We start from the raw sequence: 25,940 nt of genomic DNA, 5'->3' as shown, positions 1-25,940 counted from the left end.
ACCGGTCAGGCGCTCCGTGCCGGTGACTACGGCCAGAGCAGTTCGCGCGTCCAGGTGCCGCCGGCCTCCCGCCGGTAGCGCAGCCGGACGTGCCGTCGCTGTGCCTCGCCCTGGAAGAACTCCGCCTCCCGCGGCTCGACCACGTACCGTGTCCAGCTCGCCACCTCGGCGTCCGGCTCGGCCCGCGCCCGTTCCCAGGCGGCTCCGGAGGCGCTGACGAGGTCCTCGTAGGAGGGCAGCACCTCGCTCTGCGAGCCGGTCAGGGCGGCGGCCAGCGCGCCGGTGGACCGGGCGTGCAGATCGGCCAGGCTCTCCGCGCGGCCCACGGGCGTGACCGTGCCCCGTACCCGGATCTGGCGGCCCTGGGCGGGCCAGTAGAAGTTGAGGGCCGCGTGCGGGCGGGCCGCGAGCTGGCGTCCCTTCTCGCTGGTGGCGTGGGTGGCGAAGTGCCAGCCGCGCTCGTCCGCGTCATGCAGGATCAGCGTCCGCACATCGGGCCTGCCCTCGGCGTCCACGGTCGCCAGGGTCAGGGTGTGCGGCTCCGTCTGCCCGGCGGCCACCGCCTCGGCGAACCAGGTGTGGAAGAGGGCGAGCGGGGTGGCGGGCGCGTCGGACGGATCGAACCGGGGGAGGGGGACGTCCCAGACCCGCTGGGTGTGGAGCAGGTCGCGGAAGGCCTTCTGTGCATCGCTCATGGACCCATTCCACCGTGTCGCGCGGCCGTTCGCCCGGTGTGTGCGGGAACGCCGACGGCGGACCACGCGGGTGGTCCGCCGTCGGTGAGACAGGACGAGGGGAACCGCGGGACGTCCCTGCGGCGCCCGGCGTATGCGGGAGTCCTGGCAGGCGCCTACCTGACCGGCTTCTTGCCGGTGATGCCCAGGTGTACCAACAGGGCCAGATTGGGGCGGAGTTCGGCCTGCTTCACGCCCCAGGTGGTGAAGCCCTTCTGGTGCGAGGCGACCCCGGACAGCATGACGACGAGGGAACCGGCCACCGCCGCCGGGCTGACGTCCTTGTCGACCTTGCCCCTGGCCTGGAGCTCCTTGATCGACTCCGTCAGGGAACCGGTGACCGAACTGAGGATCTTCATGCGGATCTTGTAGAACCGCTTGTCGCCCTCGGCCGCGCCGAGGTCGACGACGCGGAGGATCGCGTCGTGGCGCCGCCAGAAGTCGAGGAATCCCTCGACGAGTTCTTCGGCGCTCTGCCAGCCGGCCTTGCCGACCCAGGAGCGTCCGGCGACCAGTTCGGTCAGCCCGGTGCCCTCCTTGGCCATTTCCTCGGCGAGTTCGAGGACGGCGCCCTCGACATCGGGGAAATACTGGTAAAACGTCGCGGGTGAAGTCCCTGCCTTCCGGGCCACGTCGATGACTTTGACGTCCCGGTAGGGAGAGGCGCTGAGCATTTCGCTGAGGCAGTCGAGCAGCTTCTGCCGCGTCGCCTGACCTCGCCGACCGGCCACGCGGCCGTCGACGGTGCGCACTTGTCCTGTCATGCCGTCAGCTTACCGAGGGCGGATCGGAGCGCGATCTGGCCGACTGCAAATGGGGAACGCCCCAGTGAGGGCGGGGTGAGCAGCGGTTTTCGCGGTGGCGCGCGGGTGGGCTTCACGACGGCTACCGGCAGAAGCCGGGGCCCGCTCCGGGGCCCCGCGGGGTCCGCGAGACGTCCTCGGCGGCCGATCCCGGTGCGATGGTCTTATCAACAGCCTGTGGATAACTTCGGTGGACAACTTCCGTCCATGAGGGCGAGGAATCTTCACGATTCGGGCGAATGTTCTATTTCGGTGGGGAGAAGTGCCTCGGGGCGCGCCGCGCGGCGTGCGACGTTACGTTGACTGTGACGGGCGTCACCGCTACGGAAGGACCCGGGTCATGGCCGCATTCGCGCAATCCGCGCCGTGCTGGGTGGATGTGCAGCTCTCCGACCTCGAAGCGGGCAAGCGCTTCTACGGCGGGCTCTTCGGCTGGACCTTCCGGGCCGGGGACGGCATGCCGTTCGCCGACGCGTACAGCGACGGCAAGCTCGTCGCCGCGCTCGCCGCGAAGCAGGACGGCCGCATGCCGACCACCTGGGGCGTCTACTTCTCCACCGACGACATCCGCGCCACCGTCGCCCTGATCCGGAAGGCGGGCGGCCAGGTGATCACCGATCCGGTGCGGGCGGGCAGGGCGGGCATCCTCGCCCAGGCGGCCGACCCCGGCGGGGCGGTCTTCGGCCTCTGGCAGGCGGGCGACCGCGCCGGCTTCGAGAAGCAGAACGAGCCGGGCGCCTTCTGCTGGACCGAGGTCTACACCCGGCAGCCGGAACGCGTCGACCCCTTCTACGAGGAGGTCTTCGGCTTCCTGGGGACGGATCTCGACCTCGGCGAGGCGTCGGGCGGCGACCCGGGCGCGGCGGGGGCCGGGGCCGACTTCCGCATGTGGTCCCCCGCGGGGACCGAGCCGGGGCCCGACACCGCGGTCGGCGGGCGCAGCGTCATCACGGACGCGTCCCCCGAGATGCTCCCCAGCTACTTCCTCAGCTACTTCGCCGTGGCCGACTGCGTCAGGGCGGCCGAGACCGCCGCACGTCTCGGTGGCCGGATCTCGGCTCCGCCGTTCGACATCCCGTACGGGCGCATGGCGGTCCTCCAGGACGATCAGGGTGCCGTCTTCGCCGTGCTGCAGCCGACCGAACTGCTTCCGTAGCCGGCCGGGCGCTGTCCTGAAAGGGATGGAGTGCCACAAGACACCCCGATCCGCACCCGGGTTCGCAACCGTGCCCCGAGCCAGGAACAATCGGGGTGCGCACCGCCAGGTGGTGCCGAGTGGTGAGACGCTGCACAGGGCGGGATTTCGCGGGCCTCTTTTCCTGAGGCCCGTACGGGGAGGTGGCAGGCAAGTGGAGCAGCTGACGCAGCATGACCCGAGGCGGATCGGCCCGTTCGAGGTGCTGGGACGACTCGGCGCCGGCGGCATGGGGCTGGTCTATCTCGCACGATCGGCCTCCGGCCGGCGGGTGGCGATCAAGACGGTCCGTACGGAACTGGCCGAGGACCAGCTGTTCCGCGTCCGCTTCACACGTGAGGTGGAGGCCGCGCGGGCCATCAGCGGGTTCTACACCGCCGCCGTGGTGGACGCCGACCCCCGGGCGGCCGTGCCGTGGCTGGCGACCGCCTATGTCCCCGCCCCCTCGCTCGAGGAGATAGTGAGTGAGTGCGGGCCGATGCCGACCCAGGCCGTGCGCTGGCTGGCCGCCGGCATCGCCGAGGCCCTGCAGTCGATCCACGGGGCCGGCCTCGTCCACCGTGACCTGAAGCCGTCCAACGTGCTCGTGGTCGAGGACGGGCCGCGGGTGATCGACTTCGGTATCGCCTCCGGTGTCTCCAACACCCGGCTGACCATGACGAACGTCGCGGTGGGCACGCCCGCGTACATGTCTCCCGAGCAGGCCCGCGACTCGCGCAGCGTGACGGGGGCCAGCGACATCTTCTCGCTCGGCTCGACGCTGGTCTTCGCGGCGACCGGCCACGCGCCGTTCCACGGGGCGAACCCGGTCGAGACCGTGTTCATGCTGCTGCGGGAAGGACCCGACACGGAGGGGCTGCCCGACGACCTGAGACCGCTGATCGAGTCCTGCATGCAGATGGACGCGACCCGGCGGCCCAGCCCGGCGGACCTGCAGGCCCAGCTGGCTCCGCACCTGTTCGCCTCCGGCGGCGACGACAGCGGTACGGCCTCGGCGTGGCTGCCGGCCGTCGCGACCGCGATGATCGAGCAGCGGCGGGGCGGCGGGCGCGCGATCGCAGCCCCGCCCGCTCCGGTGGTCGTACCGCCGCCCCCCTCGCAGCCGCCCCCGGGCGCCGACCTGGACGGGTCCTGGCGCGGCGACGTGCGGACCGCGCCCGCCCCGGCGCCCGACGGCGGTCCGGTACGGCTGCCCGGGGCGAAGGTGCCCATCGGTCCCGGCCCGCGCCCGGTGGACGTACGGGGCGCCGCCGCCGCGCACGCGGACCCGGCCACCGGCTGGGTCCGCCCGCCCGCCGGGCTGAACGGCACGGCCGGTCACCCGACGGCTCCGGTGCCCGCCCCCATGCCGTCCCCCGACACGTCGCCCGCCGCGCCGGAGCGCTGGCGGCCCTGGCGTTTCCGCATGTCGAACGACGTGTGGGGCACGCCCGTCGTCGTCGGCGACCTGCTGTACGTGACGTCCTTCGAGGTCCACGCCCTGGACGTGGGCAACGGGCGGCGCCAGTTCAAGACCCGGGACGTGGCCTGGGCGATGGCCGTCGACGGGGGCAGGATCCACGCCTCGGACGGGCCGTCCCTGTACGCGCTGGACGCGGCGACGGGGGCCGAGCGGTGGCGGCTGCAGACCGACGCGTGGGTGTACTCCCTGAAGGCCGGCCGCGGCACCGTCCTGACCGGGACGCGGGGCGGCGGCGTACAGGCGTGGGAGGCGTCCAGCGGCGAGAAGCTGTGGGAGGCCAGGGGCGTCCAGACGGACTTCGAGACCCCGGAGGCCGGGCCCGTCCTCCACGACGGCACGGTGTACCTGTGGCAGGACGCGCGGCTGCGGGCCGTCGACGCCCGCACCGGCTTGGAGCGGTGGTCGTACCCGATCGGCGACGCGGCCTCCTGCGGCGGGGTGCCGGTACGGGTGACGCCGGCTCCGGACGGCTTCGTGTACGTCGCCGCGGGGACCCGGGTGCTGGCCGTGGACACGGTCTCGGGCCGGGTGCGCTGGCATTTCGAGTCGCCGGCCGTCTTCCTCTCGCCGCCCGCCTTCGCGCCCGGACCCGCGGTCACGGGGGGCGGGGTGTATCTCGCCGACTACCTCGGCACCGTGTACGCGCTGGACGCGTCGACCGGCAAGGACCGGTGGCGGATCGCGACGGAGTCCCGGCAGACCATCGAGCCGGTGCTGGTCACGGCGGGCAATGTGCACGTCGGCAGCGGCAGTGCGCTGTACACGCTGGACGCGGTGACCGGCACGCCCAAGTGGCGCTTCGCGGCGGGCGGCGACGTGGTGGGAGCACCGGTGGTCGCGGACGGCCGGGTCCACTTCGGCTCGGCGGACCACGTGCTGTACACGCTGGACGCGGCAGGCGGCCAGCTGCGCTGGAAGCTCGCCACGGGCGGCGAGATCACGGGCTCTCCGGTGGCACAGGCGGGGGTCGTGTACGCGTGCAGCAAAGACCGGTGCGTCTACGCGCTGGACGCGCTGAAGGGGACGGGTACGGGGGGCCGCGCCCGGACCTGACCGGCGCGCCCGCCCGGGCGGGGGAGCGCCTCAGGGGTGCGGCGGGTGGTAGCGGTCGCGGTCCTCGTCCGGCACCACCGGGTACGGGGCCGTGTCCTCGTCGGACCGCGGGGCCCGGTGCTGTCCCGGACCCGGACCCGTGTACGGATCTGCCTCCGGCTCCGGCAGCGGCGAAGTCTGCGCCGACGGCCCCGGCTCCTGCGTCGGGGGCCAGGTGTCGGGATGGGCGTCGGTCGGCACGGGGTACGGATCGGCCCCGTGCCTCCTCCGTACGCCCCGCCCGGACATCAGCAGCGCTCCCAGCAGGAGCAGCACCCCGCCCGCCAGCGCCTGCGCCACGCCCCACCCGAGCCCCGAACCGTCGCCGTCGACGGTCAGGCCGCCGGCGGCCTGACCCTGCCGGACCATCCACAGCCCGGTGAACCCGAGCACGATCAGCCCCGCCACGGCCACCACCCAGCGCGCACGCAGCACCACGCCCACCAGGGCCACCAGGGCGGCGAACAGGAACGGCAGCAGGATGGAGCCCAGCACGGCGGCCGACGCGTCGCTGATGCCCTCGAACAGGTCCTGGACGCGGTAGTCCCGCCCGAGGCGGTCGTCGTACCAGCCGCGGAAGGGGCTCTGTACGGCTGCCGCCGCACCCAGCAGAGCGACGACGGAGCCGAGGACATTGCGGATCATGGTCGGCCTCCCGGGCCTGCGCGCCACGCACGGAACTGCACCGCTCCCCGGTCCGACGCTACGCCGGGCCGATCTCCCCTGCCATCCGGAGACCATGACCAGACTGTGACAGGGTCATGACCGGGCCGGGGGTCAGGACGGGAGAAACTGTGCGTCACGGTGCCGCGCGGCCGCGCGAGGGCCGAGGAGAGCCGACAACGACAAGGGGGCTGCAACGATGATGCGGCGACGGATCAGGTTCGCAGCGGTTCTGGTCGTGGCGGTGCTCGCGCTCACCGGATTCTCGACCTCCAGCAGCGGAGGCAAGGGCCGCAGCGGGAAGAGCAGCGGCTCGGGCGGCGGCTGCTCCAACTCGGAGAAGAGCAACGGCAGCTACCACGACTACGACAACGACGACTACGACAGCTCGTCGAGTTCCTCGGGCGGCGACACGTACGCGACACCCGGCACGACCGCCTCGGCCGCACCCGTCGCCCGTGTCATCCGCTGCGCCCAGCCCCGCAAGGGCAAGCGCAAGGCGGTGACCTCGTCGACGGTGGAGATCCGCTCGACCGCGTCGGGCACGCACACCTACGACGTGGACGTGACGTTCGTCGACGCGAGCGGCCTGACCGTCGACACGGGCGAGGCCACGGTCGAGCTCGACCACGACGAGGCGAAGACCGTGGTGGTCCGCATGGACAGCCCGCGCTCGGTGTCCCGTGTGAAGCGCTGCCTGGTCACGGCGGAACTCAGCTACTGACAGGTCCGGCCGCGGTGCGGCAGCGGGGCCCGAGCCCGCGCGGACATGCGGCGGCCGCGACGGCGCCCCCTCCGCGCCGCCGCGGCCGTTCCCCCGCGGGTGAGGTCTAGTTGGCCGGCTCGCTCGTCGCGTGGTTGTCCAGCAGCCTGGCCTCGCCACCGGTCGCGTGGTTGTCCAGCAGCCTGACCTCGCCACCCGTCGCGTGGTTGTCGCCCAGCGTCGTCACCTCTTCGCCGGTGGCGTGGTTGTCGAGCGGCTTGGCGTCGACGGTCTTCTTCTTTGCGTCAGTCATCGTCTTCAGCTCCCTGAATTGCTGATCTGCGTTCGGCGGGCCCGCCCGGCAACTCCCCCGTGGGTCCCCGGGCGGGCCTTCATGGCCGCTCAACCTATCCCTGCGGCGTGTGCCGGCCCGCCTGCCCCCCGACGCGACGGATCGACAAGGACGAGAGTGCCGGGTCGTGATAAACGAACGATGAACGCCTCGCGCGGCACCGTCAGGCGGCGGCCGCGGGCGTCAGCAGCGTGCGCACCTCTGCTGCCTCGGGTGAGCCGAGGCCCTCGTATATCACCAGAGCCTCGTGCCAGCAGACCTGGGCCCGGCCCGCTTGGCCGATGTCGCGCAGAGCCTTCCCGAGCACCGTGAGCACGTTGCCCCGCCGCCACTCCCCGCCGATCCCCCGCAGGACCGCGAGCGCCTGCTCGGCCTTGACCGCCGCCTGCGCCGGTACGCGTGCCGCCAGGTCCACCTCGGCCAGACGGAAGAGCGTCATGCCTTCCCAGAGCCGCTGCCTGCTGTCACGGAAGACCGCCAGGGCTTCCGCGAGCCGCTCCGCGGCGTCGGCGAGATGCCCGAGCTGGGTGAGAGCCAGCCCCAGCGCGTACCGGCCGTTGGCACCGCGCAGGGCGTGGCCCATGCCGTCGTAGATGTCGATGCCCTGCTGGGCCAGGGTCACCGCGCTGGAGGTACGGCCCATCGCGAGATGGATACGCGAGAGGTTGCACAGGGCGCTGGCCTCGCCGGGCCGGTTCTCGTCGGCCCGGAAGTTCGTGATGGCCTGCCGGAGGTACGCCTCCCCGTCGGAGTGGCGGTTCTGATAGAGCGCGATGATCCCCAGGTCGTTGGGGGCCCAGCAGTTCGGCAGCGGATCGTCGGCGGCTCGTGCGAGCACCATGGCACGCTGGGCGTCCCGCTCGGCCTGGTCGAACCGGCCTGCCACGAGCCGCACATTGGTCAAGGTGGTGAGGGCACGCCCTTCCGCCCGGTCGTCGCCCATCTCGCGCGCCAGCTCACGCACGGCGGTCGCCGCGGTCTCGTACTGCTTGGAGTTCGCCCCGGACTCCGCCAGGTCCTTGGCCGCCCAGAGCAGATCGACCGCGCGGCGGAGCGTGGCCCGGCCGGAGGACTGACGCACGCAGGCCAGCAGGGAGTTGGCCTCGGTGTAGAGCCAGTCCTGCGCGTCGTGCCGGTCGGCGAAGGTGAGACCGGCGTATTGAGTGGGTTCCCGGTGGTCCGCGAGCCGGTCCCCCGGCCGCTCCAGCGCGTACACCCCCGCCGCGGTCGCCAGATAGAAGTCCAGCAGACGCGACAGGGCCGTCTCCCGCTCCCCCGGCAGCTGTTCGTCCCGTTCCGCGCACGCACGCGCGTAGAGGCGCACCAGGTCGTGGTAGCGGTAGCGGCCGGGCGCGGCCGACTCCAGGAGGGAGGTGTCGACCAGGGCCTCCAGCAGGTCCTCCGCCGTGTGGGGCTCCAGATCCAGGAGGGCGGCCGCCGCGGCGAGGGAGATGTCCGGTCCGTCCGCCAGGCCCAGGAGGCGGAAGGCACGGGCCTGCTGGGGCTCCAGCTGGCCGTAGCCGAGCTCGAAGGTGGCCTTCACCGCGAGGTCGCCCGCCTGGAGCTCGTCCAGCCGGCGGCGCTCGTCGGCGAGCTTCGCGGCCAGGACCGAGACCGTCCAGGTCCGGCGAGCGGCCAGCCGGGAGGCGGCGATACGGATGGCCAGCGGCAGGAAGCCGCAGGCGGCCACCACGTCCAGGGCCGCCTCGCGCTCGGAGGTGACGCGTTCCGCGCCGACGATCCGGGTGAAGAGCCGGAGGGCCTCCTCGGGGGACATGACGTCCAGGTCCACCAGGTGCGCGCCCGCCAGGTCGACCATGCGGATCCGGCTGGTCACCAGCGCCGCACAGCCCGTCGTACCGGGCAGCAGCGGGCGGATCTGGGCCGCGTCGTGGGCGTTGTCCAGGAGGACCAGGACGCGGCGGCCGTCCAGGGTGGAGCGGTAGAGCGCGGCCCGTTCGTCGAGGGAGTCCGGGATCGCGGAGTCAGGGGTGCCCAGGGCACGCAGGAACGAGCCGAGGACGGTCTCCGCCTCCGCTGCCCTGGCGCCCGCGCCCTGGAGGTCCACGTACAGCTGGCCGTCCGGGAAGTGCGGGCGGGCCTGGTGGGCGACGTGCACCGCGAGGGTCGTCTTGCCGACGCCGCCGATGCCGGCCAGTGCGGAGACCGCCATGACGGAGCCCTCGGAGGCCGCCAGCCGGTCGCCCAGCTCGCGCACGAAGGAGGCACGGCCCGTGAAGTCCGGCACGGTGGCGGGGAGCTGGGCGGGGCGCAGCGGCGCGGGCGCCGGGGCGGGCTCGTCGGCGGGGCGCGCCAGATCCTCGTCGGCCTGCAGGATCCGCTGCTGGAGCTGGGCCAGTTGGGGACGCGGGTCGACCCCCAGCTCCTCGGCGAGCAGCCTGCGGGTGTCCGCGTACACCGCGAGCGCCTCGGCCTGCCGGCCGCTGCGGTACAGGGCGACCATCAGCAGCTCGCGCAGCCGTTCGCGCAGGGGGTGCGCCGCGGTGAGCGCGGTCAGTTCGGAGACCGCCTCCGCGTGACAGCCGACCTCCAGGTCGAGGTCGAGCCGGGTCTCCGTGAGCTGCAGGCGCCACTCCTCCAGGCTGCTGCGCTGGTTGTCCGCGTACGGGCCGGGGACGGAGGCGAGCGCCGGGCCGTCCCACAGCCCGAGGAGCTTGTTGATCAGGGTGCGGGCCTGGCAGCGGTCCCCGCCGCTGCGTGCCTTCTCCGCCTCGGCGGCGAGGTCCTGGGCGTGGGTGAGGTCGAGGGCCTCGCGGTGGATACGGACCGCGTAGCCGCCGGACTCGCTGACCAGGGTGTCCTGGCCGAGGATCTTGCGGAGCCGGGAGGCGTACGTGCGGACCGTCGCCAGGGCCTGGGACGGAGGGTCGTCGCCCCAGAGGGCGTCGATGAGCTCGGCCGCGGTGGCCGTGCGGCCGTCGCGCAGGAGCAGGGCGGCCAGCAGGGCCCGTTGCTGCGGCGACCCGGACGGGAGCACCTGGCCGCCGCGCCGGGCGCGTACCGGTCCGAGCACCTCGAAGCGCAGTTCGCCGCCGGCCGCGCGTTCCCGTGGTGCGCGCTGGTCCGGCACGCGCACAGGTCCGTTGTCGCCGTCCATTGATGCCCCCTGTCCTGCTTGCCCCGCCGGTGCTGCTGAACCCGCTCTGTGCCCTGCCTCGTACCGAGCACAACAGTCTGCCCTGTCACAGGCGGACTCGTCAGCACTGGGTGTTCCTCTGCACAGGCCCTCGACAACGATTCGGGGGCGAGGGCCCGTACAGATGATGACACGGCGTCAGATCATGAGCGGCTGCTGGAGCTCCGTCACCCATTTCTCCCGGTCCTGCGGGCACTCCAGGCTGACCTCCCGGGAGTACCCCGCCGGCCGGTGTCCGTGCACGTCGATCCAGCGGGCCAGAATCTGCTCGGTCGCCAGGACGCCGTCCATCGGGCCCCGGTGGACGATCGTCGCCGCCTCGAACGCGGGCAGCTCGGCCACGATGATCCCGGTGTCCCCGAGCGGTGCGGGCGGTGCCGCCGCCCCGGAGACCGTCACACCGGCGTGCACGGTGACCGCGCCGGCGCCGGCCGGGTCGTCCTCGTACCGGGCGATGCCCGGCCCGGACGGGCGGACCCCCGCCGCGTCGAGCAGCGCGAACAGCTTCTCGTACAGCGGGCCGATCACCGGAGTGATGTCCTGCGGCCGGTAGCTCGCGGCGGTGCCGGTCAGTCCGGCGACCCGGACCGCCGGAACCCGCTTGATCACGACGTCTTCCGTGGGCATGTGTCCCTCGCTCTCGATGGACCGGAGCCTCGCCTCGACCTGTGCCAGCCGGGCCGCCGCCGAGGTCATGGCGGCCTCCAGCTCCGCACGCCGCAGGCGCAGCATGCCGCGCAGCTCCCGCGTTCCCACCTGCTCGTCGAGGACGGCCCGCACCTGCTGGAGCGTGAAACCGAGATCCTTGAGCGCGATGATGCGGTTGAGACGGGCCAACTGGGCGGCGCCGTAGTAGCGGTATCCGGTGGCGGGGTCGGTACGGTCCGGGTGCAGGAGCCCGACGGCGTCGTAGTGGCGCAGCATCCGGGCCGACACCCGCCCGTACCGGGCGAAGTCTCCGATGGTGAACATGATGGCTCCCACTGCACGGCTTCACACGGTGTGAAGGTCAAGCTCCCGGCTGTGCCGGTAGTCCGGTCTGCCCGTGTCCCGAGTCCCGTGTCCGGTGCCGCGGTGATCCGGGAAAGGCAGGAGCCCCGTTCCTCCGCCGGGGCGGGTGAACGGGGCTCCTTGGGTACTGCATAGCCGGCCGCGATCGGCCGACCCGGGCAACTAGGCCGGGGTGACGTTCTCAGCCTGCGGACCCTTGGGTCCCTGAGTGACGTCGAAGTTCACGACCTGGTTCTCCTCGAGGGAGCGGAACCCGGACGCGTTGATCGCGGAATAGTGGACGAAGACATCCGGGCCGCCGCCGTCCTGGGCGATGAAGCCGAAGCCCTTTTCAGCGTTGAACCACTTGACGGTTCCGGTAGCCATAAGCCCTCCTTGGGCCAAAGGGTTGCCCTGCTCCAGAACCTGCAAACAAGTCTGAAAACTACAAAAGCCTGCGGGTTACATGCTCCGCAGGCTCTGTACTGCAAGGGAAACCAAACTGCAACTTGCGGGCGAGCCTAGCACGCAGTCCGCGGGGAGCGGTAGAGGGAAAGATCACTTCACCCGGATGTTTGATTGGGTCACCGATGAGCTGACGGACAAGGCCCCGGGGAGCCGTCCCGGCGCCCCGATGATGCCCGCCGGAGGGCACGGGTCTAGCCTCGCGATGTGGACAATTCAACCGTCTCTCCCGTAGAAGGCGACGACCGTCGCAGCAGGCCGCGCGTCGGCCACATCCAGTTCCTGAACTGCCTCCCCCTCTACTGGGGCCTGGCGCGGACCGGAACCCTGCTCGACCTGGAGCTCTCGAAGGACACCCCGGAGAGACTCAGCGAGCAGCTCATCAGGGGTGACCTCGACATCGGCCCCGTCACCCTCGTCGAGTTCCTGCGCAACGCCGACGATCTGGTCGCGCTCCCCGACATCGCGGTCGGCTGCGACGGGCCCGTCATGTCGTGCGTGATCGTGTCCCAGCTGCCGCTCGACCGGCTCGACGGTGCCCGGGTGGCGCTGGGCTCCACCTCCCGCACCTCCGTACGGCTGGCCCAGCTGCTGCTGGCCGAGCGCTACGGCGTCACGCCCGACTACTTCACCTGCCCGCCCGACCTCGGGCTGATGATGCAGGAGGCCGACGCGGCGGTGCTGATCGGTGACGCCGCGCTGCGCGCCAATCTGCACGACGCCCCCAAGCTGGGGCTGCAGGTCCACGACCTGGGGCAGATGTGGAAGGAGTGGACGGGGCTGCCGTTCGTCTTCGCGGTCTGGGCCGTCCGCAAGGACTACCTGGCCTCGCACCCCTTCTATGTGGAGAAGGTCCACGAGGCGTTCCTGGCCTCGCGCGACGTCTCGCTGGAGGAGGTCACCAAGGTGGCGGAGCAGGCCGCACGCTGGGAGGCCTTCGACGCCGAGGTGCTGGAGCGCTACTTCACCACCCTCGACTTCCGCTTCGGTCCGGACCAGCTGGCCGGTGTGCGCGAGTTCGCCCGCAGGACCGGCCCGACGACCGGCTTCCCGGCGGACGTGACGGTCGAACTGCTCGGCGGCTGACAGCTGCCGGCACGGACCGGACGGGAATGCCGCGCGACCGGATGAATCCCGGACTGTTCCGCCGCCTTCCCGCGCCTTCCCGGGCCGGCCCTTTATCCCCCGCCGGGCGGCGACCCCGGCATTCCCCTGCCGACGCGTTCCCGTGAAAGGGGGGGCGAATGGCCGGGGTGCCCGTCACCGGCATCCGGGCATCGAATAGCGGATGACGCCGGAACGAATCAGGTGTGCGTTCCGGTATCGCGCAGGTGAACGCGGACGAACGCCTGGAACGATGTGTTTGCGCCTTTCGGAGTGGCGAAAACCATGCTTCGTGCCCTTAGGGGCGAAATCGGCATAAGGCTTCTCGTGACCCTATGTCCCGGGCGCCCTAGGCTGCGGTCGGAGGTACGCGGGTTCACACGGGGAGACGCCATATGCAGCCGCTGGAAGCCGGCGAACCGCACGCGATCGGTGCCTACCGGCTGATCGGAAGGCTCGGCGCCGGCGGCATGGGCCGGGTCTATCTGGGCCGCAGCGCGGGCGGCCGTACCGTCGCGGTCAAGGTCGTCCACCCCCACTTCGCCCTCGACGAGCAGTTCCGTGCCCGGTTCCGGCGCGAGGTGGACGCCGCACGACGGCTCGGCGCGCAGTGGACGGCCCCGGTCCTGGACGCCGACCCGGACGCGCCCATCCCCTGGGTGGCGACCGGCTACGTGGCCGGACCGCCGCTCTCCGAGGCGGTCACCCGGCACGGCCCGCTGCCGGAGCACGCGGTACGGACCCTGGGCGCCGGCCTCGGTGAGGCGCTGGACGCGGTGCACGCGCACGGCCTCGTCCACCGGGACGTGAAACCCTCCAACGTCCTGCTCGCCCTCGAGGGCCCCCGGCTGATCGACTTCGGGATCGCCCGGGCGCTGGGCGCCACGGTCTCCCTCACCTCCACGGGCGTCTCGGTCGGCTCGCCCGGATACATGGCGCCGGAGCAGATCCGGGGCCTGGACATCTCCGGCGCCGCCGACGTCTTCTCCCTGGGCGCGGTCCTCGCGTACGCCGCGACCGGCAGCGCCCCCTTCGTGGGCGACTCCTCCGCCGTCCTCCTCTACAAGGTGGTGCACGAGGCACCCGAGCTGGGGGAGCTGGAGGGCGAGCTGCGCGAGTTGGTGGCCGCCTGCCTCGCCAAGGACCCCGGCGACCGGCCCGCGCCGGCGGAGCTGGCGCGGACCCTCGCACCCGGCGGGGCCGCCGCACTGGTGGCCGCGGGATGGCTGCCCGGCCCCCTGGTGCGCGAGGTCAGCCGCTCGGCGGTGGCCCTGCTGGACCTGGAGCCGCAGGAGGCGCCGGTGCAGTCGGGTCCGGTGCCGTTCAGCAGCGCGTCCCTGGGCAGTGCGGCGCTCGGTGCGTTCGGTCCGCCGCTGCCGCCCCCGCCGTCCGGACCGCCGTCCACCGGGCCCGCCACCGAGGACGGCGGCGCGGTACGCGGATCCGGCGCCCGCGTCGCCGTCACCATGAACGCCGACTCCCGGCCCGGGGAGCAAAGGGGCAGGCGGGTGAGCTGCACCGTCGCGCTGGCCGTCGCCGGAGCGCTCGCCGCGGTGACCCTGGGGTCCGGCACGCTGGAGGGCCTCTTCCGCAGCGGTGGTGACGGGCACAGCAACGACGGAGCCGCGCAGCCCCCGGCGGCCACCCACAGCGCGGGCCCGTCGGGGACGCCCCGGCCTGAGCAGTCGCCCCCGGCCGGCAGCGGTTCGGTGAGCACGCTGCCCAAGGCCTTCACCGGCACCTGGAAGGGGCCCGCCACGGAGCGCAGCGGTCTGCCGCACGGCAACGTCACCGCCGTGTTCACCGAAGGGAGGAAGGGCCAGGACGTGGTGCGGCTGACGTACGTGCTGGAGGTGCTCGGGACGAAGGTCGTCTGCAGGAGCGTCGGCCGGCTCGTCTCCGGTACGCCCACGGTGCTCAAGGTCCGCGAACGCGCCGATCCGGACAGCCGTGACGGCGCCCTGTGCACGGGCGGCGAGTCCGACCTGGACTTCACCCTCACCTCCGGCAGCACCCTGCTCTACCGGTCCCACGAGGAGGCCGCGGGCACGCCGAAGGGTGTCCTCACCCGGTCCGGCGGCTGACCCCGGCGGGGGCTGGCGTAGGCTGGATCGGTCCGCGGATCCGCAGAAGAACCGCCGAAAGGTGACAGCCCGGTGACCGAGAAGGCCGACCTTCAGCCCGTCCTCGACCGCGCCGCCGAAGGCGGGCGGATCTCCCCCCGGGAGGCGCTCGACCTGTACCGGTCGGCACCGCTGCACGCACTGGGGGCAGCCGCGGACGCGGTGCGCCGTCGTCGCTTCGCCGGTACGGAGCACATCGCGACGTACATCATCGAGCGCAACATCAACTACACCAACGTGTGCGTCACGGCCTGCAAGTTCTGCGCCTTCTACGCGGCGCCCAAGGACACGGCCAAGGGCTGGTCCCGCGACCTCGACGACATCCTGCGCCGCTGCGCGGAGACCGTCGAACTCGGCGGCACGCAGATCATGTTCCAGGGCGGCCACCACCCGGACTACGGCGTCGAGTACTACGAGGAGCACTTCTCCGCGATCAAGAAGGCGTTCCCGCAGCTGGTCATCCACTCGCTCGGCGCCTCCGAGATCGAGCACATGGCGCGCATCTCGGGCGTCTCCGCGAAGGAGGCCGTCCAGCGCATCCACGCCGCCGGCCTCGACTCCTTCGCCGGCGCCGGCGCCGAGCTGCTGCCCGCCCGGCCGCGCACCGCGATCGCCCCGCTCAAGGAGTCCGGCGAGCGCTGGCTGGAGATCATGGAGATCGCCCACGGCCTCGGCGTCGAGTCCACCTCCACCATGCTGATGGGGACCGGCGAGACCAACGCCGAGCGCATCGAGCACCTGCGGATGATCCGCGACGTACAGGACCGCACGGGCGGCTTCCGCGCCTTCATCCCGTACACCTACCAGCCGGAGAACAACAAGCTGAAGGGACAGACGCAGGCCACGCTCTTCGAGTACCTGCGGATGATCGCCATCTCCCGGCTGTTCCTCGACAACGTCGCCCACATCCAGGGCTCCTGGCTGACCACCGGCAAGGAGGTCGGCCAGCTGTCCCTGCACTACGGGGCGGACGACCTCGGCTCGATCATGCTGGAGGAGAACGTCGTCTCCTCGGCCGGTGCCAGGCACCGCTCGAACCGCCTGGAGATCATCGACCTGATCCGCAAGGCGGGCCGGGTGCCCGCACAGCGCGCCACGACGTACGAACACCTCGTCGTCCACGACGACCCGGCGAACGACCCGGTCGACGAGCGCGTCGTCTCGCACATCTCCTCCACGGCGCTCGCAGGCGGCACGGCCCACCCGGAGCTGAAGCTCCTCAACGCCAACTAGCCTCTCCGTGCTCACGATCCATGCCGCCGACGCGGTCCTCGGTGCCCCCGTGGGGGCGGACTCCGTGGCCGTGGACGGCGGCTTCGTCGTCGCGGTCGGCCCGTACGTGGACGTGACCGGGGCCCGTCCGCGGGCCCGGGTGCGGCGCTGGCCGGGTGTGATCGCCCCCGGGCTGGTGAACACCACGGCGACGGCCCTGCTGGAGACCGTCTACCACCCGGACCCGCGCGAGGCGGACGAGCTGGGTACCGAACCGCTGACCGGCGACGCGGTCGCCGCACTCGCGCCGGACGACGCCCGGTGGGGCGCCAGCGCCCGGCGCGGGCTCCAGCGGATGCTGCGGCACGGCACGACCGCCGTCGCCGGGACGTTCACCCGGCCCTCGGTGCGCCTGGCGGTGTCCCGGTCGGGCCTGCGGGTGCACCCGCCCGCCGCGGCGGACCCGGGCCTCCCGCCCCGCCTCGACCCGCTGGCGGGCGTACGCGATCCGGCGGAGCTGCGGGCGTACACCGGGGGACCGCCGGCCGTCGGGGATCCGGCCGACCTGGCGGTGTTCGACGCGCGGGACGCCGGGGAGCTGGCGGGTGCGGGCGCGGCCTGCTGCGTCGCTACCGTTCTCGGCGGGCGGCTGGTCTTCCGCGCGAGCTGACAGGCCGCCCGGACCGCCGGACCGCGGTGCACCGAGCCGCCGGCGAGGCGGGCCGGCCAGGACGTCCTCGGCGCCGGGGCCGTTCCGCTCGCCGCCGGTGCTCCTGCGGAGGGCTGCCGGGCCGGAAAGGTCCGGCGTCCGCGTCAAGCCGCCGGGAGCGGCCGGCGGCAGGACTGCTTGAATGGGAGGGTGACCCGAGCATCCCTGGACAAGCAGCCGCACGAAGTCGCCTCGATGTTCGACGTCGTGGCGGCGAACTACGACCTCACCAACGATGTGATCTCCCTCGGGCAGGCCCGGCTCTGGCGCAAGGAGGTCGCGAAGGCCGTGGACGCCCGGCCGGCCCAGAAGATCCTCGACCTGGCCGCCGGAACCGCCACCTCCTCGCAGCCCTTCGCGCGGGCCGGCGCCTACGTGGTCCCCTGCGACTTCTCGACCGGGATGCTGCGGGTCGGCAAGGAGCGCCACCCGTGGATGCCGTTCACCGCGGGCGACGGCACGCAACTCCCGTTCAAGGACGGGACCTTCGACGCGGTCACGATCTCCTTCGGGCTGCGCAACATCCAGGACACCGACCAGGCGCTGCGCGAGCTGTACCGGGTGACGAAGCCCGGCGGCAAGGTCGTGATCTGCGAGTTCTCGCAGCCGACCTGGGAGCCGTTCCGCCGGGTCTACACCGAGTACCTGATGCGGGCGCTGCCGCCGGTCGCCCGGACGGTGTGCAGCAACCCGGACGCGTACGTCTACCTCGCCGAGTCGATCCGCGCCTGGCCCGACCAGGCCGGCCTCGCTGCCCGTCTGCAGAAGGCCGGCTGGTCGAAGGTCGCCTGGCGCAACCTCACGGGCGGTGTGGTCGCCCTGCACCGGGGCGTGCGCGACTGAGAGGCCGCCGGCTCACAGCTCCAGCCGGAAGCAGTGCGCCGTCTGCCGGGAGACCGGGGTCGTGTACGTCTCGGCCTGCCGCATGCCGAGACGACGGGCGACCGCCAGCGAGCGCTCGTTGCGTGCGTCGATCATCGCCACGACCTCCCGTACACCCGCCTCCCGCACCCGTTCCAGCGTGGTGCGGGCGGCAGCGGTCGCGTAGCCGCGGCCCCACGCCGCCCGGCCCAGCCGCCAGCCGATCTCGGTCTCGCCCACCGGGCCGAACGACGTGTGCGGCCACGGCTGGGCACCCGTGAAGCCGAGCACCTCGCCGGCGTCGTCCAGCACCGTCCACAGACAGTGGCCGCGCTCCGCGTCGTGCCTGCGCTGGCGCGCGGTCAGCTCCTCGTACACCGAGAACTCCGCCCGCCGGCCGCCGAGGAACTCCATCACCTCCGGATCGTCGAAGACCCGGTGCCAGGCCAGTGCGTCCTCGTCGGTCGGGACGCGCAGATGTACGGACGGGGTCGCAGCAGGCACGGTCGGCATCGGGGAGCCCTTCGGGAGGTTGATCAGCAGCCACCCATAGACTGCACGCGACATGTGCCGCGCGGCACGCGAATTCGAGTCTTCGGGAGATCCGACCGTGACCGAGCCCCTCTCCGAACACAGCGCGGACGTGATCGTCGTCGGGGCGGGCCCAGCCGGCTCCACGACCGCGTACTACCTCGCCAAGGCCGGACTCGACGTCCTCCTCCTGGAAAAGACGGCCTTCCCGCGGGAGAAGGTCTGCGGCGACGGCCTCACCCCGCGCGCCACCAAACAGCTCGTCTCCATGGGCATCGACATCTCCGAAGAGGCCGGCTGGCTCCGCAACAAGGGCCTGCGCATCATCGGCGGCGGTGTCCGGCTCCAGCTGGACTGGCCGGATCTCGCCTCGTACCCGGACTACGGACTGGTCCGCAAGCGCGACGACTTCGACGAGCAGCTGGCCCGCCAGGCGCAGAAGGCGGGCGCGCGGCTGCACGAGCGCTGCAACGTCGGCGCCCCGGTCACGGACGCGCGGACCGGCCGCATCACCGGCGTCCACGCCAAGCTCGGCGAGGAGAAGACCCCGGTCACCTTCCACGCCCCGCTCGTCGTCGCCGCCGACGGCAACTCCACCCGGCTGTCCCTCGCCATGGGCCTGCACCGCCGCGAGGACCGCCCCATGGGCGTCGCGGTCCGCACGTACTTCACGTCGCCGCGACACGACGACGACTACCTGGAGTCCTGGCTGGAGCTGTGGGACCGCCGCGGCGCCGAGGACCGGCTGCTGCCCGGCTACGGCTGGATCTTCGGCATGGGCGACGGCACGTCCAACGTCGGCCTCGGCATCCTCAACTCCTCCTCCGCCTTCAAGGAGCTCGACTGGCGCGAGGTCCTCAAGGCCTGGTGCGCCTCCATGCCGGAGGACTGGGGCTACACCCCGGAGAACATGACGACGCCGATCCGCGGCGCCGCCCTCCCGATGGCCTTCAACCGCCAGCCGCACTACACCAAGGGCCTGCTGCTCGTCGGCGACGCCGGTGGCCTCGTCAACCCGTTCAACGGCGAAGGCATCGCGTACGCCATGGAATCCGGGCAGCTCGCGGCGGACGTCATCGTCCAGGCACACGCCCGCGCGACGCCGGCCCAGCGCGAACTGGCCCTGCACGGCTACCCGAAGATCCTCAAGGACACCTACGGCGGCTACTACACGCTGGGCCGCGCCTTCGTGAAGATGATCGGCAACCCGAAGGTCATGAAGATCGCGACCCAGCGCGGTCTGACCCACCCCGTACTGATGAAGTTCACACTGAAGATGCTCGCCAACCTCACCGACCCGACGGGCGGCGACGCGATGGACCGCATCATCAACGGGCTCTCGAAGGTGGCCCCCAAGGCCTGAGCGGCCCGGGGACCCGGCGCCGGTCCGGGGCCGCTGCGGTAGGTTGCGGACCATGCGGGCAACGGGGGCATGGAGCGTCGGCGCGTACCGCCGGCTGGGCGCGGCCGGCTCGGCGGCGACAGCGGCGGGCGGCTGGGCCGTCGGGACCCTGCCGGCCCGCGACCCGTGGGGCCTGTGGGTCCCGCACGGGCCCGCGGCGACCGCCGCGGGCTACGCACTGGCGTACGGCGGCCTGACGCTCCTCGTCGTCTCCTGGTGGCTGTACGGCAGGGCGGGTGCCTCCGTCCGCCACACCCTCGTCACCCTCGTCTGGTGGGCGGCCCCGCTCGTCCTGGCGCCGCCGCTCCACAGCGCCGACGTCTACAGCTACATCGCCCAGGGCGCGATGGTCCTCGAAGGCCACGACGTCTACACCGTGGGGCCGTCGGTCCTGGACCCCGCGGGGCCCGGCGGTGACGCCGCGGCGAGCGTCGGCGGCCACTGGACCGAAACCCCCGCCCCGTACGGCCCGTTCTTCCTGCTCCTCGCGCGCGGTGTCGCCTGGGCGACGGGCGGCACGATCGTCCCCGCCGTGCTGGGCCTGCGGATCGTCGCCCTGGGCGCGCTGGCGCTGATCGCCTGGGCGCTGCTGCGCCTGGCCCGCGAGCACGGCCGCAGCGGGAGCGTCGCGCTCCACCTGGGGGCGCTCAACCCGCTGCTGCTCCTCCACGTGGTCGGCGGCATCCACAACGACGGACTGATGGTGGGTCTCATGCTGGCGGGCGCGGTGTGCGCCCTGCGCGGGCGGTGGATCACCGGCTCGGTGCTCATCGGGCTCGCGATGATGGTCAAGTCCCCTGCCGCGCTGGCCCTGCTGTTCGTCGGAGTCGTGGTGGGCCGGGCGGCGTCCGGCCCACTCGTACGACGCGTGGCGAAGGGGCTGCTGGGGCCCGGGGCGGTCGCCGGGGCGGTCGCCGTCCTCGCGACGCTCCTGTGCGGCACCGGCTTCGGCTGGCTGGGGACCCAGAGCGTCGCGGGGCGCATACACACCGCGCTGTCGGTCAGCAGCGACCTCGGGCTGGGGCTCGGCGAACTGCTGCGGCTGCTCATCGGAACCGATCCGGATCCGGTCAGGTCGGCCGTGCGCAACCTGGGACTGCTGGTCGCCCTCGTGCTGATCGCCGTCCTCGCCCGGCGTTCCTGGACCGGCCGTACGGAACCGGTCCACGCCCTGGGCCTGGCGCTGCTGGCCCTGGTGGCCCTCTCCCCGATGGTGCAGCCGTGGTACCTGCTCTGGGGGACGACGGTGATCGCGGCCACTGCGGGTGACGGGCGCGTCCGGAACGTGGTGACGGTGCTGTCGGCGGCGCTCGTGTACGAGACGCAGCCCTCGGGTTCGACGCCCGCGTACGGCTTCGTGCTGGCGGGACTCACATGCCTGGCCGGCGTACTGCTGCTGCGCCGTGACGCGGCGGCACCGGCGGTGGCGAGGGTGCCGGGGCCGCGCCGGCCCGAGGGCGCGGCGGCCGAGGTCCGGACCGGGACACGGTGACCGGGGGCGGCACGGCAGGACAGGGGCACGAAAGGGCCGTCACCCCCGAGCGGGGGGTGACGGCCCTCGGCCGTGCTGAAGCGTCCGGCGTGCCGGTGGATCAGAGAACGCGGACCGCGCCCGACGGCGGGTCGTAGTCCAGGGACTGCTGCACCACACCCGTGCCGGAGTTCTGCGCGCCGACGAACTGGCCGCCGCCGACGTAGATGCCGACGTGGTACGCGCTGCCCGCACCGCCCCAGTACAGGATGTCGCCCGGCTGAAGGTTGTTCAGCGAGACCTGGGTGCCGGCCGTCGACTGGCTCTGCGAGACGCGCGGCAGATCGACGCCCACCGTGCGGAACGCGGCCTGGACCAGACCGGAGCAGTCCCACGAGTTGGGGCCGGTGCCACCGGACACGTACGCGTCGCCGACCTGCGCCTGCGCGAACGCGACCACGGACGCCGCGGAACCCGTGGCGTTCGAGGAGTACGACGGCGACGAGGAGGACGCGGAGGAGCCCGACGAGCCCGAGGAGGCACTCAGCGTGGTGCGCTCGGCGGTGCGGGAGGCACGCTCGGCGGCGGCCTCCGCCTTCGCCCTGGCGGCGGCCTCGGCCTTCTCCTTGGCCTCGGCCTTGCGGACCGCCTCGGCCTTGGCCTTCTTGGCGGTCTTCGCGGCCACGGACGCCGCCGCGTCCTCGTGCGCCTGCGTCTCCAGGTCGAGCGCGACCTGCTGTGTCGCCTGGGCGGAGGCGGCGACGGTCGTGGAGAGCCCGGCCGTGATGGTGGGCATCTCGATGGTCTGGGTCACCGGCTCGGCCTGGGCCGGACCGGCGGCGCCTGCGACCGCGATGGTGCTGAGGACGCCACCGGCAACTCCGGCTCGCAGCGCCGTCTTCGAGGCACTCTGGCGGGGCTTCCGGTGGCTGGGTATGTGAGCGGTGTGGGACATGGGTACTAGCGCTATCAGGGGTGTGGGGGTATCCGTCAAGAAACGTGTGTTGCGACACAGTTACGTTCGGAATCTATGAATCCGCTTATCTGGGGCCTTTATTGACGCCGTAACGGGCAAAACGGGCAACCGTCATCACGGCTGTGATCACAGCGTTTCAGCAATACGCCCGAATTGCCCGTCACCTACCATCTGTTCACACGGATGGCCAAGCCCGCTTCAGTTGAAGCATGTGTGAAGTGACGCAGGTCACAACGTGACCCTTCCGTGCGGGGTGACCGTGCACCCGCGTCCCGGGTGCGGTCGCCGGGGTGGCCGGCCCGATGTGCCTCCATGACCTATTGGTGAGTCATGTCCGTTCGTCCGGTGGCCGGTCGGTGGTCCGGGACGTCTCCGGTCCGCGATCGGGTGGCGTCGGCGCCGTGTGCCTCCGGGCGCTCCGCCCGAGGGTGCGGCCCGCTCGGATCCGCTCCTGCGGAGCGCGTCCGGAAGTTCGTGAATGCGCGCACATTGTCCACATCGGTACGCCCGGGCCCCCGTCCGGGTGGGTCCACGTGTGGCGGGTCCCTATATCACCCACCCGGTGTCCATCACCAATTTGCTTGTAGTGGCTGTCAATTGATAGTGCTCCATGCCGTTGACCAGCGGTAACGCCGCCAGATGTCACGTCTCGTAACCACTCGGCCGCTTCGGGTGCGAAGATCACCGCTCATCCGACTTCATGATCGTTCGTCAGGTGGTGGAGATCACAAAGGTGGGGGCGTACCCCGTGTCGCAGATCACAGGGTGGCAGGCATAGGATGCGGGGCAGTCGGGCTTGTGAACTGCCTCACATGTGCACGATCTTGGTGAGGTGGCGAGCCGGTCGCCCGATGCGGTCCAACGGTCAAGGACGACTGGAAGGAGCGAGGAGCGTGAATGCCTACGCGCCCATCCTCGTGCTCGGCGCCCTCGGGGCAGGGTTTGCGATCTTCTCCGTGGTCATGGCCACGCTTATCGGCCCCAAGCGGTACAACCGGGCAAAGCTCGAAGCGTACGAGTGCGGTATCGAACCCACCCCCACTCCAGCCGGAGGCGGCCGTTTCCCCATCAAGTACTACCTGACGGCGATGCTGTTCATCGTCTTCGACATCGAGATCGTCTTCCTCTATCCCTGGGCGGTCACCTTCGACGCCCTGGGGATCTTCGGGCTCGTGGAGATGCTGCTCTTCGTGCTCACCGTCTTCGTCGCCTACGCGTACGTGTGGCGTCGGGGCGGCCTGGAATGGGACTGAGGGGCTGAGGGGCACACCATGGGACTCGAAGAGAAGCTGCCGAGCGGCTTCGTGCTGACCACTGTCGAGCAGGCCGCCGGCTGGGTACGGAAGTCCTCCGTCTTCCCGGCCACCTTCGGCCTCGCCTGCTGCGCCATCGAGATGATGACGACCGGAGCCGGGCGGTACGACCTGGCCCGTTTCGGTATGGAGGTCTTCCGCGGCTCGCCGCGGCAGGCGGATCTGATGATCGTCGCGGGACGGGTCAGCCAGAAGATGGCGCCCGTCCTGAGGCAGGTCTATGACCAGATGCCGAGCCCCAAGTGGGTGATCTCCATGGGGGTTTGCGCATCATCGGGCGGTATGTTCAACAATTACGCCATTGTGCAGGGTGTTGATCATATCGTCCCTGTCGATATCTATTTGCCGGGATGCCCGCCGCGTCCCGAGATGCTGATCGACGCCATCCTCAAGCTCCACCAGAAGATCCAGGGCTCCAAGCTCGGGGTCAACGCGGAGGAGGCCGCCCGCGAGGCGGAGGAGGCGGCCCTCAAGGCACTGCCCCTGATCGAGATGAAGGGGCTGCTGCGGTGAGCGACGAGATGAACACGAACAGCGGCCAGGTTCCCACCCCGCGCGACGACACCGGTGAGGTCATCGGCGTACGCAAGGGGATGTTCGGTGCCGGCAACGGCGGCGACACCTCCGGTTACGGCGGACTCGTCCGCACCGTGACCCTGCCGGGCGCCTCCTCCCGTCCGTACGGCGGCTGGTTCGACGAAGTGGCCGACGAGCTGGAGGGCGCCCTGGAGGAACAGGACCTGCTTCCCGCCAACGCCATCGAGAGGACGGTCGTCGACCGGGACGAACTCACCTTCCACATCGCCCGCGAGCACCTGCCGCAGGTCGCCCGGACCCTGCGCGACGACCCGGCCCTGCGCTTCGAGCTCTGCACGGGCGTGAGCGGCGTGCACTTCCCGGGGCACAAGGGGCGCGAGCTGCGCGCGGTCTACCACCTGCGATCGCTCACCCACGGGCGGCTGATCCGCCTGGAGGTGTCCGCCCCCGACAGCGATCCGCACATCCCGTCCCTCGTCGAGGTCTATCCGACCAACGACTGGCACGAGCGCGAGACCTACGACTTCTTCGGGCTGGTCTTCGACGGGCACCCCGCCCTGACCCGGATCATGATGCCGGACGACTGGCAGGGCTTCCCGCAGCGCAAGGACTACCCGCTCGGCGGCATCGCCGTCGAGTACAAGGGCGCCCAGATCCCGGCTCCGGACCAGCGGAGGTCGTACAGCTGATGACTACTCCCCGATCCCACCCGTCTCCCGGCCACCACCCCTCACCGGGTCCCTCCGGGACGCCCCTCTCCGATTCCCGCGCCACGACCGAGGGGACCGTATATACGGTCACCGGCGGCGACTGGGACGAGGTCGTCGAGTCCGCCGCCACGTCGGACGACGAACGCATCATCGTCAACATGGGCCCCCAGCACCCGTCCACGCACGGCGTGCTGCGGCTGATCCTGGAGATCGACGGCGAGACCGTCACCGAGGCCCGCTGCGGAATCGGCTACCTCCACACCGGCATCGAGAAGAACCTCGAATTCCGGAACTGGACCCAGGGCACCACCTTCGTCACGCGCATGGACTACCTGACCCCGCTGTTCAACGAGGCGGCGTACTGCCTCGGGGTCGAGAAGCTCCTCGGCATCGAGGACCAGATCCCCGACCGGGCCACCGTCCTGCGCGTCCTGCTGATGGAGCTCAACCGGATCTCCTCGCACCTGGTGTGCGTCGCCACCGGCGGTATGGAGCTCGGCGCGACGACGATCATGATCTACGGCCTCCGTGATCGTGAAATGGTTCTCGACCTCTTCGAACTGATCACCGGCCTCCGGATGAACCACGCGTACATCCGGCCCGGCGGACTCGCCCAGGACCTGCCCCCGGGCGCGGTCGACCGTGTCCGCGAGTTCGTGAAGACCATGAAGAAGAACCTGCCGGAGTACGACAAGCTCGCCACCGGCAACCCGATCTTCAAGGCACGCATGCAGGGCGTCGGACACCTCGACCTGGCCGGCTGCATGGCGCTCGGCGCCACCGGCCCGGTCCTGCGGTCCTCCGGGCTCCCGCACGACCTGCGCAAGACCGACCCCTACTGCGGTTACGAGACCTACGAGTTCGACGTGCCCACCGCGGACACCTGTGACGCCTACGGCCGCTTCCTCATCCGCCTGGAGGAGATGCGGCAGTCGCTCAGGATCGTCGAGCAGTGCCTGGACCGGCTGGAGCCGGGCCCGGTCATGGTCGCCGACAAGAAGATCGCCTGGCCCGCGCAGCTCGCGCTCGGTCCCGACGGCCTCGGCAACTCGCTCGACCACATCAAGAAGATCATGGGCACCTCCATGGAGGCCCTGATCCACCACTTCAAGCTGGTGACCGAGGGCTTCCGGGTCCCGGCCGGACAGACGTACACCGCCGTCGAGTCCCCCAAGGGCGAGCTGGGCGTGCACGTCGTCTCGGACGGCGGCACCCGCCCCTACCGGGTCCACTTCCGTGACCCGTCCTTCACCAACCTGCAGGCCATGGCGGCGATGTGCGAGGGCGGCCAGGTCGCCGACGTCATCGTCGCCGTCGCGTCCATCGACCCCGTGATGGGAGGCGTCGACCGGTGACCGCAACCGATCGAGAAGTC

General features: G+C 71.6%; 23 protein-coding genes. 14 read left to right on the top strand and 9 right to left on the bottom strand.

Annotated elements, in window-relative coordinates; translation table 11 throughout:
• Positions 1-26 precede the first annotated feature (26 nt).
• Together AB0F38_RS11530 and AB0F38_RS11525 are read right to left on the bottom strand one after the other, a co-directional pair.
• Positions 27-695, bottom strand: coding sequence for a pyridoxal 5'-phosphate synthase (locus AB0F38_RS11530; RefSeq protein ID WP_361890262.1), 669 nt, complete (start codon positions 693-695; stop codon positions 27-29).
• A gap of 155 nt (positions 696-850) precedes the next feature.
• Positions 851-1,498, bottom strand: coding sequence for a TetR family transcriptional regulator (locus tag AB0F38_RS11525; RefSeq protein WP_361890259.1), 648 nt, complete (start codon positions 1,496-1,498; stop codon positions 851-853).
• A gap of 379 nt (positions 1,499-1,877) precedes the next feature.
• Between AB0F38_RS11525 and AB0F38_RS11520 the strand changes: the two genes are divergently transcribed.
• Both AB0F38_RS11520 and AB0F38_RS11515 read left to right on the top strand, forming a co-directional pair.
• Entirely contained in the window at positions 1,878-2,693 is an 816-nt protein-coding gene (locus AB0F38_RS11520) for a VOC family protein (protein ID WP_361890256.1), read from the top strand.
• A gap of 193 nt (positions 2,694-2,886) precedes the next feature.
• The gene (locus AB0F38_RS11515; protein ID WP_361890253.1) at positions 2,887-5,247 is read left to right on the top strand and encodes a PQQ-binding-like beta-propeller repeat protein; all 2,361 of its coding nucleotides are present in this window, start codon (positions 2,887-2,889) and stop codon (positions 5,245-5,247) included.
• A 30-nt stretch (positions 5,248-5,277) separates the two neighbouring features.
• On the opposite strand, the gene AB0F38_RS11510 is transcribed toward AB0F38_RS11515, so the two are convergent.
• Positions 5,278-5,931, bottom strand: a complete 654-nt coding sequence (locus tag AB0F38_RS11510; RefSeq protein ID WP_361890250.1) for a hypothetical protein — start codon at positions 5,929-5,931, stop codon at positions 5,278-5,280.
• A gap of 217 nt (positions 5,932-6,148) precedes the next feature.
• Between AB0F38_RS11510 and AB0F38_RS11505 the strand changes: the two genes are divergently transcribed.
• A complete protein-coding gene (locus tag AB0F38_RS11505; protein ID WP_361890247.1) occupies positions 6,149-6,673 on the top strand; it encodes a hypothetical protein in 525 nt (174 codons plus the stop codon).
• A 106-nt stretch (positions 6,674-6,779) separates the two neighbouring features.
• Here the strand turns inward: AB0F38_RS11505 and AB0F38_RS11500 are convergent, their stop codons facing one another.
• From AB0F38_RS11500 to AB0F38_RS11485, 4 genes are all read right to left on the bottom strand, one after another.
• Complete coding sequence (locus tag AB0F38_RS11500) at positions 6,780-6,965, bottom strand: hypothetical protein (RefSeq protein ID WP_361890244.1); 186 nt, start codon at positions 6,963-6,965, stop codon at positions 6,780-6,782.
• A 202-nt stretch (positions 6,966-7,167) separates the two neighbouring features.
• The gene (locus AB0F38_RS11495) at positions 7,168-10,122 is read right to left on the bottom strand and encodes a BTAD domain-containing putative transcriptional regulator (protein WP_361890241.1); all 2,955 of its coding nucleotides are present in this window, start codon (positions 10,120-10,122) and stop codon (positions 7,168-7,170) included.
• A 177-nt stretch (positions 10,123-10,299) separates the two neighbouring features.
• Positions 10,300-11,133, bottom strand: coding sequence for a MerR family transcriptional regulator (locus tag AB0F38_RS11490; protein ID WP_361890238.1), 834 nt, complete (start codon positions 11,131-11,133; stop codon positions 10,300-10,302).
• Positions 11,134-11,334: 201 nt separating this feature from the next.
• Positions 11,335-11,538 (bottom strand): cold-shock protein, encoded by a 204-nt coding sequence (locus tag AB0F38_RS11485; protein ID WP_003967102.1) that lies wholly within the window; start codon positions 11,536-11,538, stop codon positions 11,335-11,337.
• Between the two features lie 285 nt (positions 11,539-11,823).
• On the opposite strand from AB0F38_RS11485, the gene AB0F38_RS11480 reads away from it, so the two are divergent.
• The 5 genes from AB0F38_RS11480 (at position 11,824) to AB0F38_RS11460 (ending at position 17,607) form a co-directional block, all read left to right on the top strand.
• Positions 11,824-12,702, top strand: coding sequence for a menaquinone biosynthesis protein (locus AB0F38_RS11480; RefSeq protein ID WP_361890235.1), 879 nt, complete (start codon positions 11,824-11,826; stop codon positions 12,700-12,702).
• Between the two features lie 413 nt (positions 12,703-13,115).
• Entirely contained in the window at positions 13,116-14,804 is a 1,689-nt protein-coding gene (locus AB0F38_RS11475) for a serine/threonine-protein kinase (RefSeq protein WP_361890232.1), read from the top strand.
• A 72-nt stretch (positions 14,805-14,876) separates the two neighbouring features.
• On the top strand, positions 14,877-16,076 hold the full coding sequence (gene mqnC / locus AB0F38_RS11470; protein ID WP_361890229.1) for a cyclic dehypoxanthinyl futalosine synthase: 1,200 nt from the start codon (positions 14,877-14,879) through the stop codon (positions 16,074-16,076).
• A 7-nt stretch (positions 16,077-16,083) separates the two neighbouring features.
• Positions 16,084-16,725 (top strand): hypothetical protein, encoded by a 642-nt coding sequence (locus AB0F38_RS11465; RefSeq protein WP_361890227.1) that lies wholly within the window; start codon positions 16,084-16,086, stop codon positions 16,723-16,725.
• A gap of 189 nt (positions 16,726-16,914) precedes the next feature.
• Positions 16,915-17,607, top strand: a complete 693-nt coding sequence (locus AB0F38_RS11460) for a demethylmenaquinone methyltransferase (protein ID WP_361890224.1) — start codon at positions 16,915-16,917, stop codon at positions 17,605-17,607.
• Positions 17,608-17,619: 12 nt separating this feature from the next.
• Here the strand turns inward: AB0F38_RS11460 and AB0F38_RS11455 are convergent, their stop codons facing one another.
• Positions 17,620-18,138, bottom strand: a complete 519-nt coding sequence (locus tag AB0F38_RS11455; protein WP_361890689.1) for a GNAT family N-acetyltransferase — start codon at positions 18,136-18,138, stop codon at positions 17,620-17,622.
• A 97-nt stretch (positions 18,139-18,235) separates the two neighbouring features.
• Here AB0F38_RS11455 and AB0F38_RS11450 point away from each other — a divergent pair, with 97 nt between their 5' ends.
• Both AB0F38_RS11450 and mptB read left to right on the top strand, forming a co-directional pair.
• Positions 18,236-19,519, top strand: coding sequence for a geranylgeranyl reductase family protein (locus AB0F38_RS11450; RefSeq protein WP_361890221.1), 1,284 nt, complete (start codon positions 18,236-18,238; stop codon positions 19,517-19,519).
• A gap of 52 nt (positions 19,520-19,571) precedes the next feature.
• Positions 19,572-21,050, top strand: coding sequence for a polyprenol phosphomannose-dependent alpha 1,6 mannosyltransferase MptB (gene mptB, locus AB0F38_RS11445; protein ID WP_361890218.1), 1,479 nt, complete (start codon positions 19,572-19,574; stop codon positions 21,048-21,050).
• A 100-nt stretch (positions 21,051-21,150) separates the two neighbouring features.
• On the opposite strand, the gene AB0F38_RS11440 is transcribed toward mptB, so the two are convergent.
• Positions 21,151-21,984 carry a C40 family peptidase gene (locus AB0F38_RS11440; RefSeq protein WP_361890215.1) on the bottom strand — a complete coding sequence of 278 codons (834 nt, stop codon included), beginning with the start codon at positions 21,982-21,984 and terminating at the stop codon, positions 21,151-21,153.
• 914 nt (positions 21,985-22,898) lie between these two features.
• Here AB0F38_RS11440 and AB0F38_RS11435 point away from each other — a divergent pair.
• The 4 genes from AB0F38_RS11435 to AB0F38_RS11420 are packed head-to-tail and all read left to right on the top strand — an operon-like array spanning position 22,899 to position 25,920.
• Complete coding sequence (locus tag AB0F38_RS11435) at positions 22,899-23,258, top strand: NADH-quinone oxidoreductase subunit A (protein WP_003992243.1); 360 nt, start codon at positions 22,899-22,901, stop codon at positions 23,256-23,258.
• Positions 23,259-23,276: 18 nt separating this feature from the next.
• Entirely contained in the window at positions 23,277-23,831 is a 555-nt protein-coding gene (locus tag AB0F38_RS11430; RefSeq protein ID WP_014154689.1) for an NADH-quinone oxidoreductase subunit B, read from the top strand.
• Between the two features lie 8 nt (positions 23,832-23,839).
• Positions 23,840-24,544 carry an NADH-quinone oxidoreductase subunit C gene (locus AB0F38_RS11425; RefSeq protein WP_361890686.1) on the top strand — a complete coding sequence of 235 codons (705 nt, stop codon included), beginning with the start codon at positions 23,840-23,842 and terminating at the stop codon, positions 24,542-24,544.
• Positions 24,544-25,920, top strand: coding sequence for an NADH-quinone oxidoreductase subunit D (locus AB0F38_RS11420; protein WP_361890212.1), 1,377 nt, complete (start codon positions 24,544-24,546; stop codon positions 25,918-25,920). The genes AB0F38_RS11425 and AB0F38_RS11420 overlap by 1 nt, the downstream gene beginning before the upstream one ends.
• The last annotated feature ends 20 nt before the right edge of the window (positions 25,921-25,940 follow it).

This window comes from Streptomyces sp. NPDC025273 (genome assembly GCF_040638585.1).
GTDB lineage: Bacteria > Actinomycetota > Actinomycetes > Streptomycetales > Streptomycetaceae > Streptomyces > Streptomyces cinereorectus.
Note: the sequence above shows the minus strand (reverse complement) of the source record. Positions and strands in the feature narration are given on the sequence as shown.

What these genes read in the sequence shown, in the direction of transcription:
- AB0F38_RS11530 (WP_361890262.1), bottom strand. Translation starts at nt 695, where the DNA reads ATGAGCGATGCACAGAAGGCCTTCCGCGACCTGCTCCACACCCAGCGG.
- AB0F38_RS11525 (WP_361890259.1), bottom strand. Translation starts at nt 1,498, where the DNA reads ATGACAGGACAAGTGCGCACCGTCGACGGCCGCGTGGCCGGTCGGCGA.
- AB0F38_RS11520 (WP_361890256.1), top strand. Translation starts at nt 1,878, where the DNA reads ATGGCCGCATTCGCGCAATCCGCGCCGTGCTGGGTGGATGTGCAGCTC.
- AB0F38_RS11510 (WP_361890250.1), bottom strand. Translation starts at nt 5,931, where the DNA reads ATGATCCGCAATGTCCTCGGCTCCGTCGTCGCTCTGCTGGGTGCGGCG.
- AB0F38_RS11505 (WP_361890247.1), top strand. Translation starts at nt 6,149, where the DNA reads ATGATGCGGCGACGGATCAGGTTCGCAGCGGTTCTGGTCGTGGCGGTG.
- AB0F38_RS11500 (WP_361890244.1), bottom strand. Translation starts at nt 6,965, where the DNA reads ATGACTGACGCAAAGAAGAAGACCGTCGACGCCAAGCCGCTCGACAAC.
- AB0F38_RS11495 (WP_361890241.1), bottom strand. Translation starts at nt 10,122, where the DNA reads ATGGACGGCGACAACGGACCTGTGCGCGTGCCGGACCAGCGCGCACCA.
- AB0F38_RS11490 (WP_361890238.1), bottom strand. Translation starts at nt 11,133, where the DNA reads ATGTTCACCATCGGAGACTTCGCCCGGTACGGGCGGGTGTCGGCCCGG.
- AB0F38_RS11485 (WP_003967102.1), bottom strand. Translation starts at nt 11,538, where the DNA reads ATGGCTACCGGAACCGTCAAGTGGTTCAACGCTGAAAAGGGCTTCGGC.
- AB0F38_RS11475 (WP_361890232.1), top strand. Translation starts at nt 13,116, where the DNA reads ATGCAGCCGCTGGAAGCCGGCGAACCGCACGCGATCGGTGCCTACCGG.
- AB0F38_RS11455 (WP_361890689.1), bottom strand. Translation starts at nt 18,138, where the DNA reads ATGCCGACCGTGCCTGCTGCGACCCCGTCCGTACATCTGCGCGTCCCG.
- mptB (WP_361890218.1), top strand. Translation starts at nt 19,572, where the DNA reads ATGCGGGCAACGGGGGCATGGAGCGTCGGCGCGTACCGCCGGCTGGGC.
- AB0F38_RS11440 (WP_361890215.1), bottom strand. Translation starts at nt 21,984, where the DNA reads ATGTCCCACACCGCTCACATACCCAGCCACCGGAAGCCCCGCCAGAGT.
- AB0F38_RS11430 (WP_014154689.1), top strand. Translation starts at nt 23,277, where the DNA reads ATGGGACTCGAAGAGAAGCTGCCGAGCGGCTTCGTGCTGACCACTGTC.
- AB0F38_RS11425 (WP_361890686.1), top strand. Translation starts at nt 23,840, where the DNA reads ATGAACACGAACAGCGGCCAGGTTCCCACCCCGCGCGACGACACCGGT.
- AB0F38_RS11420 (WP_361890212.1), top strand. Translation starts at nt 24,544, where the DNA reads ATGACTACTCCCCGATCCCACCCGTCTCCCGGCCACCACCCCTCACCG.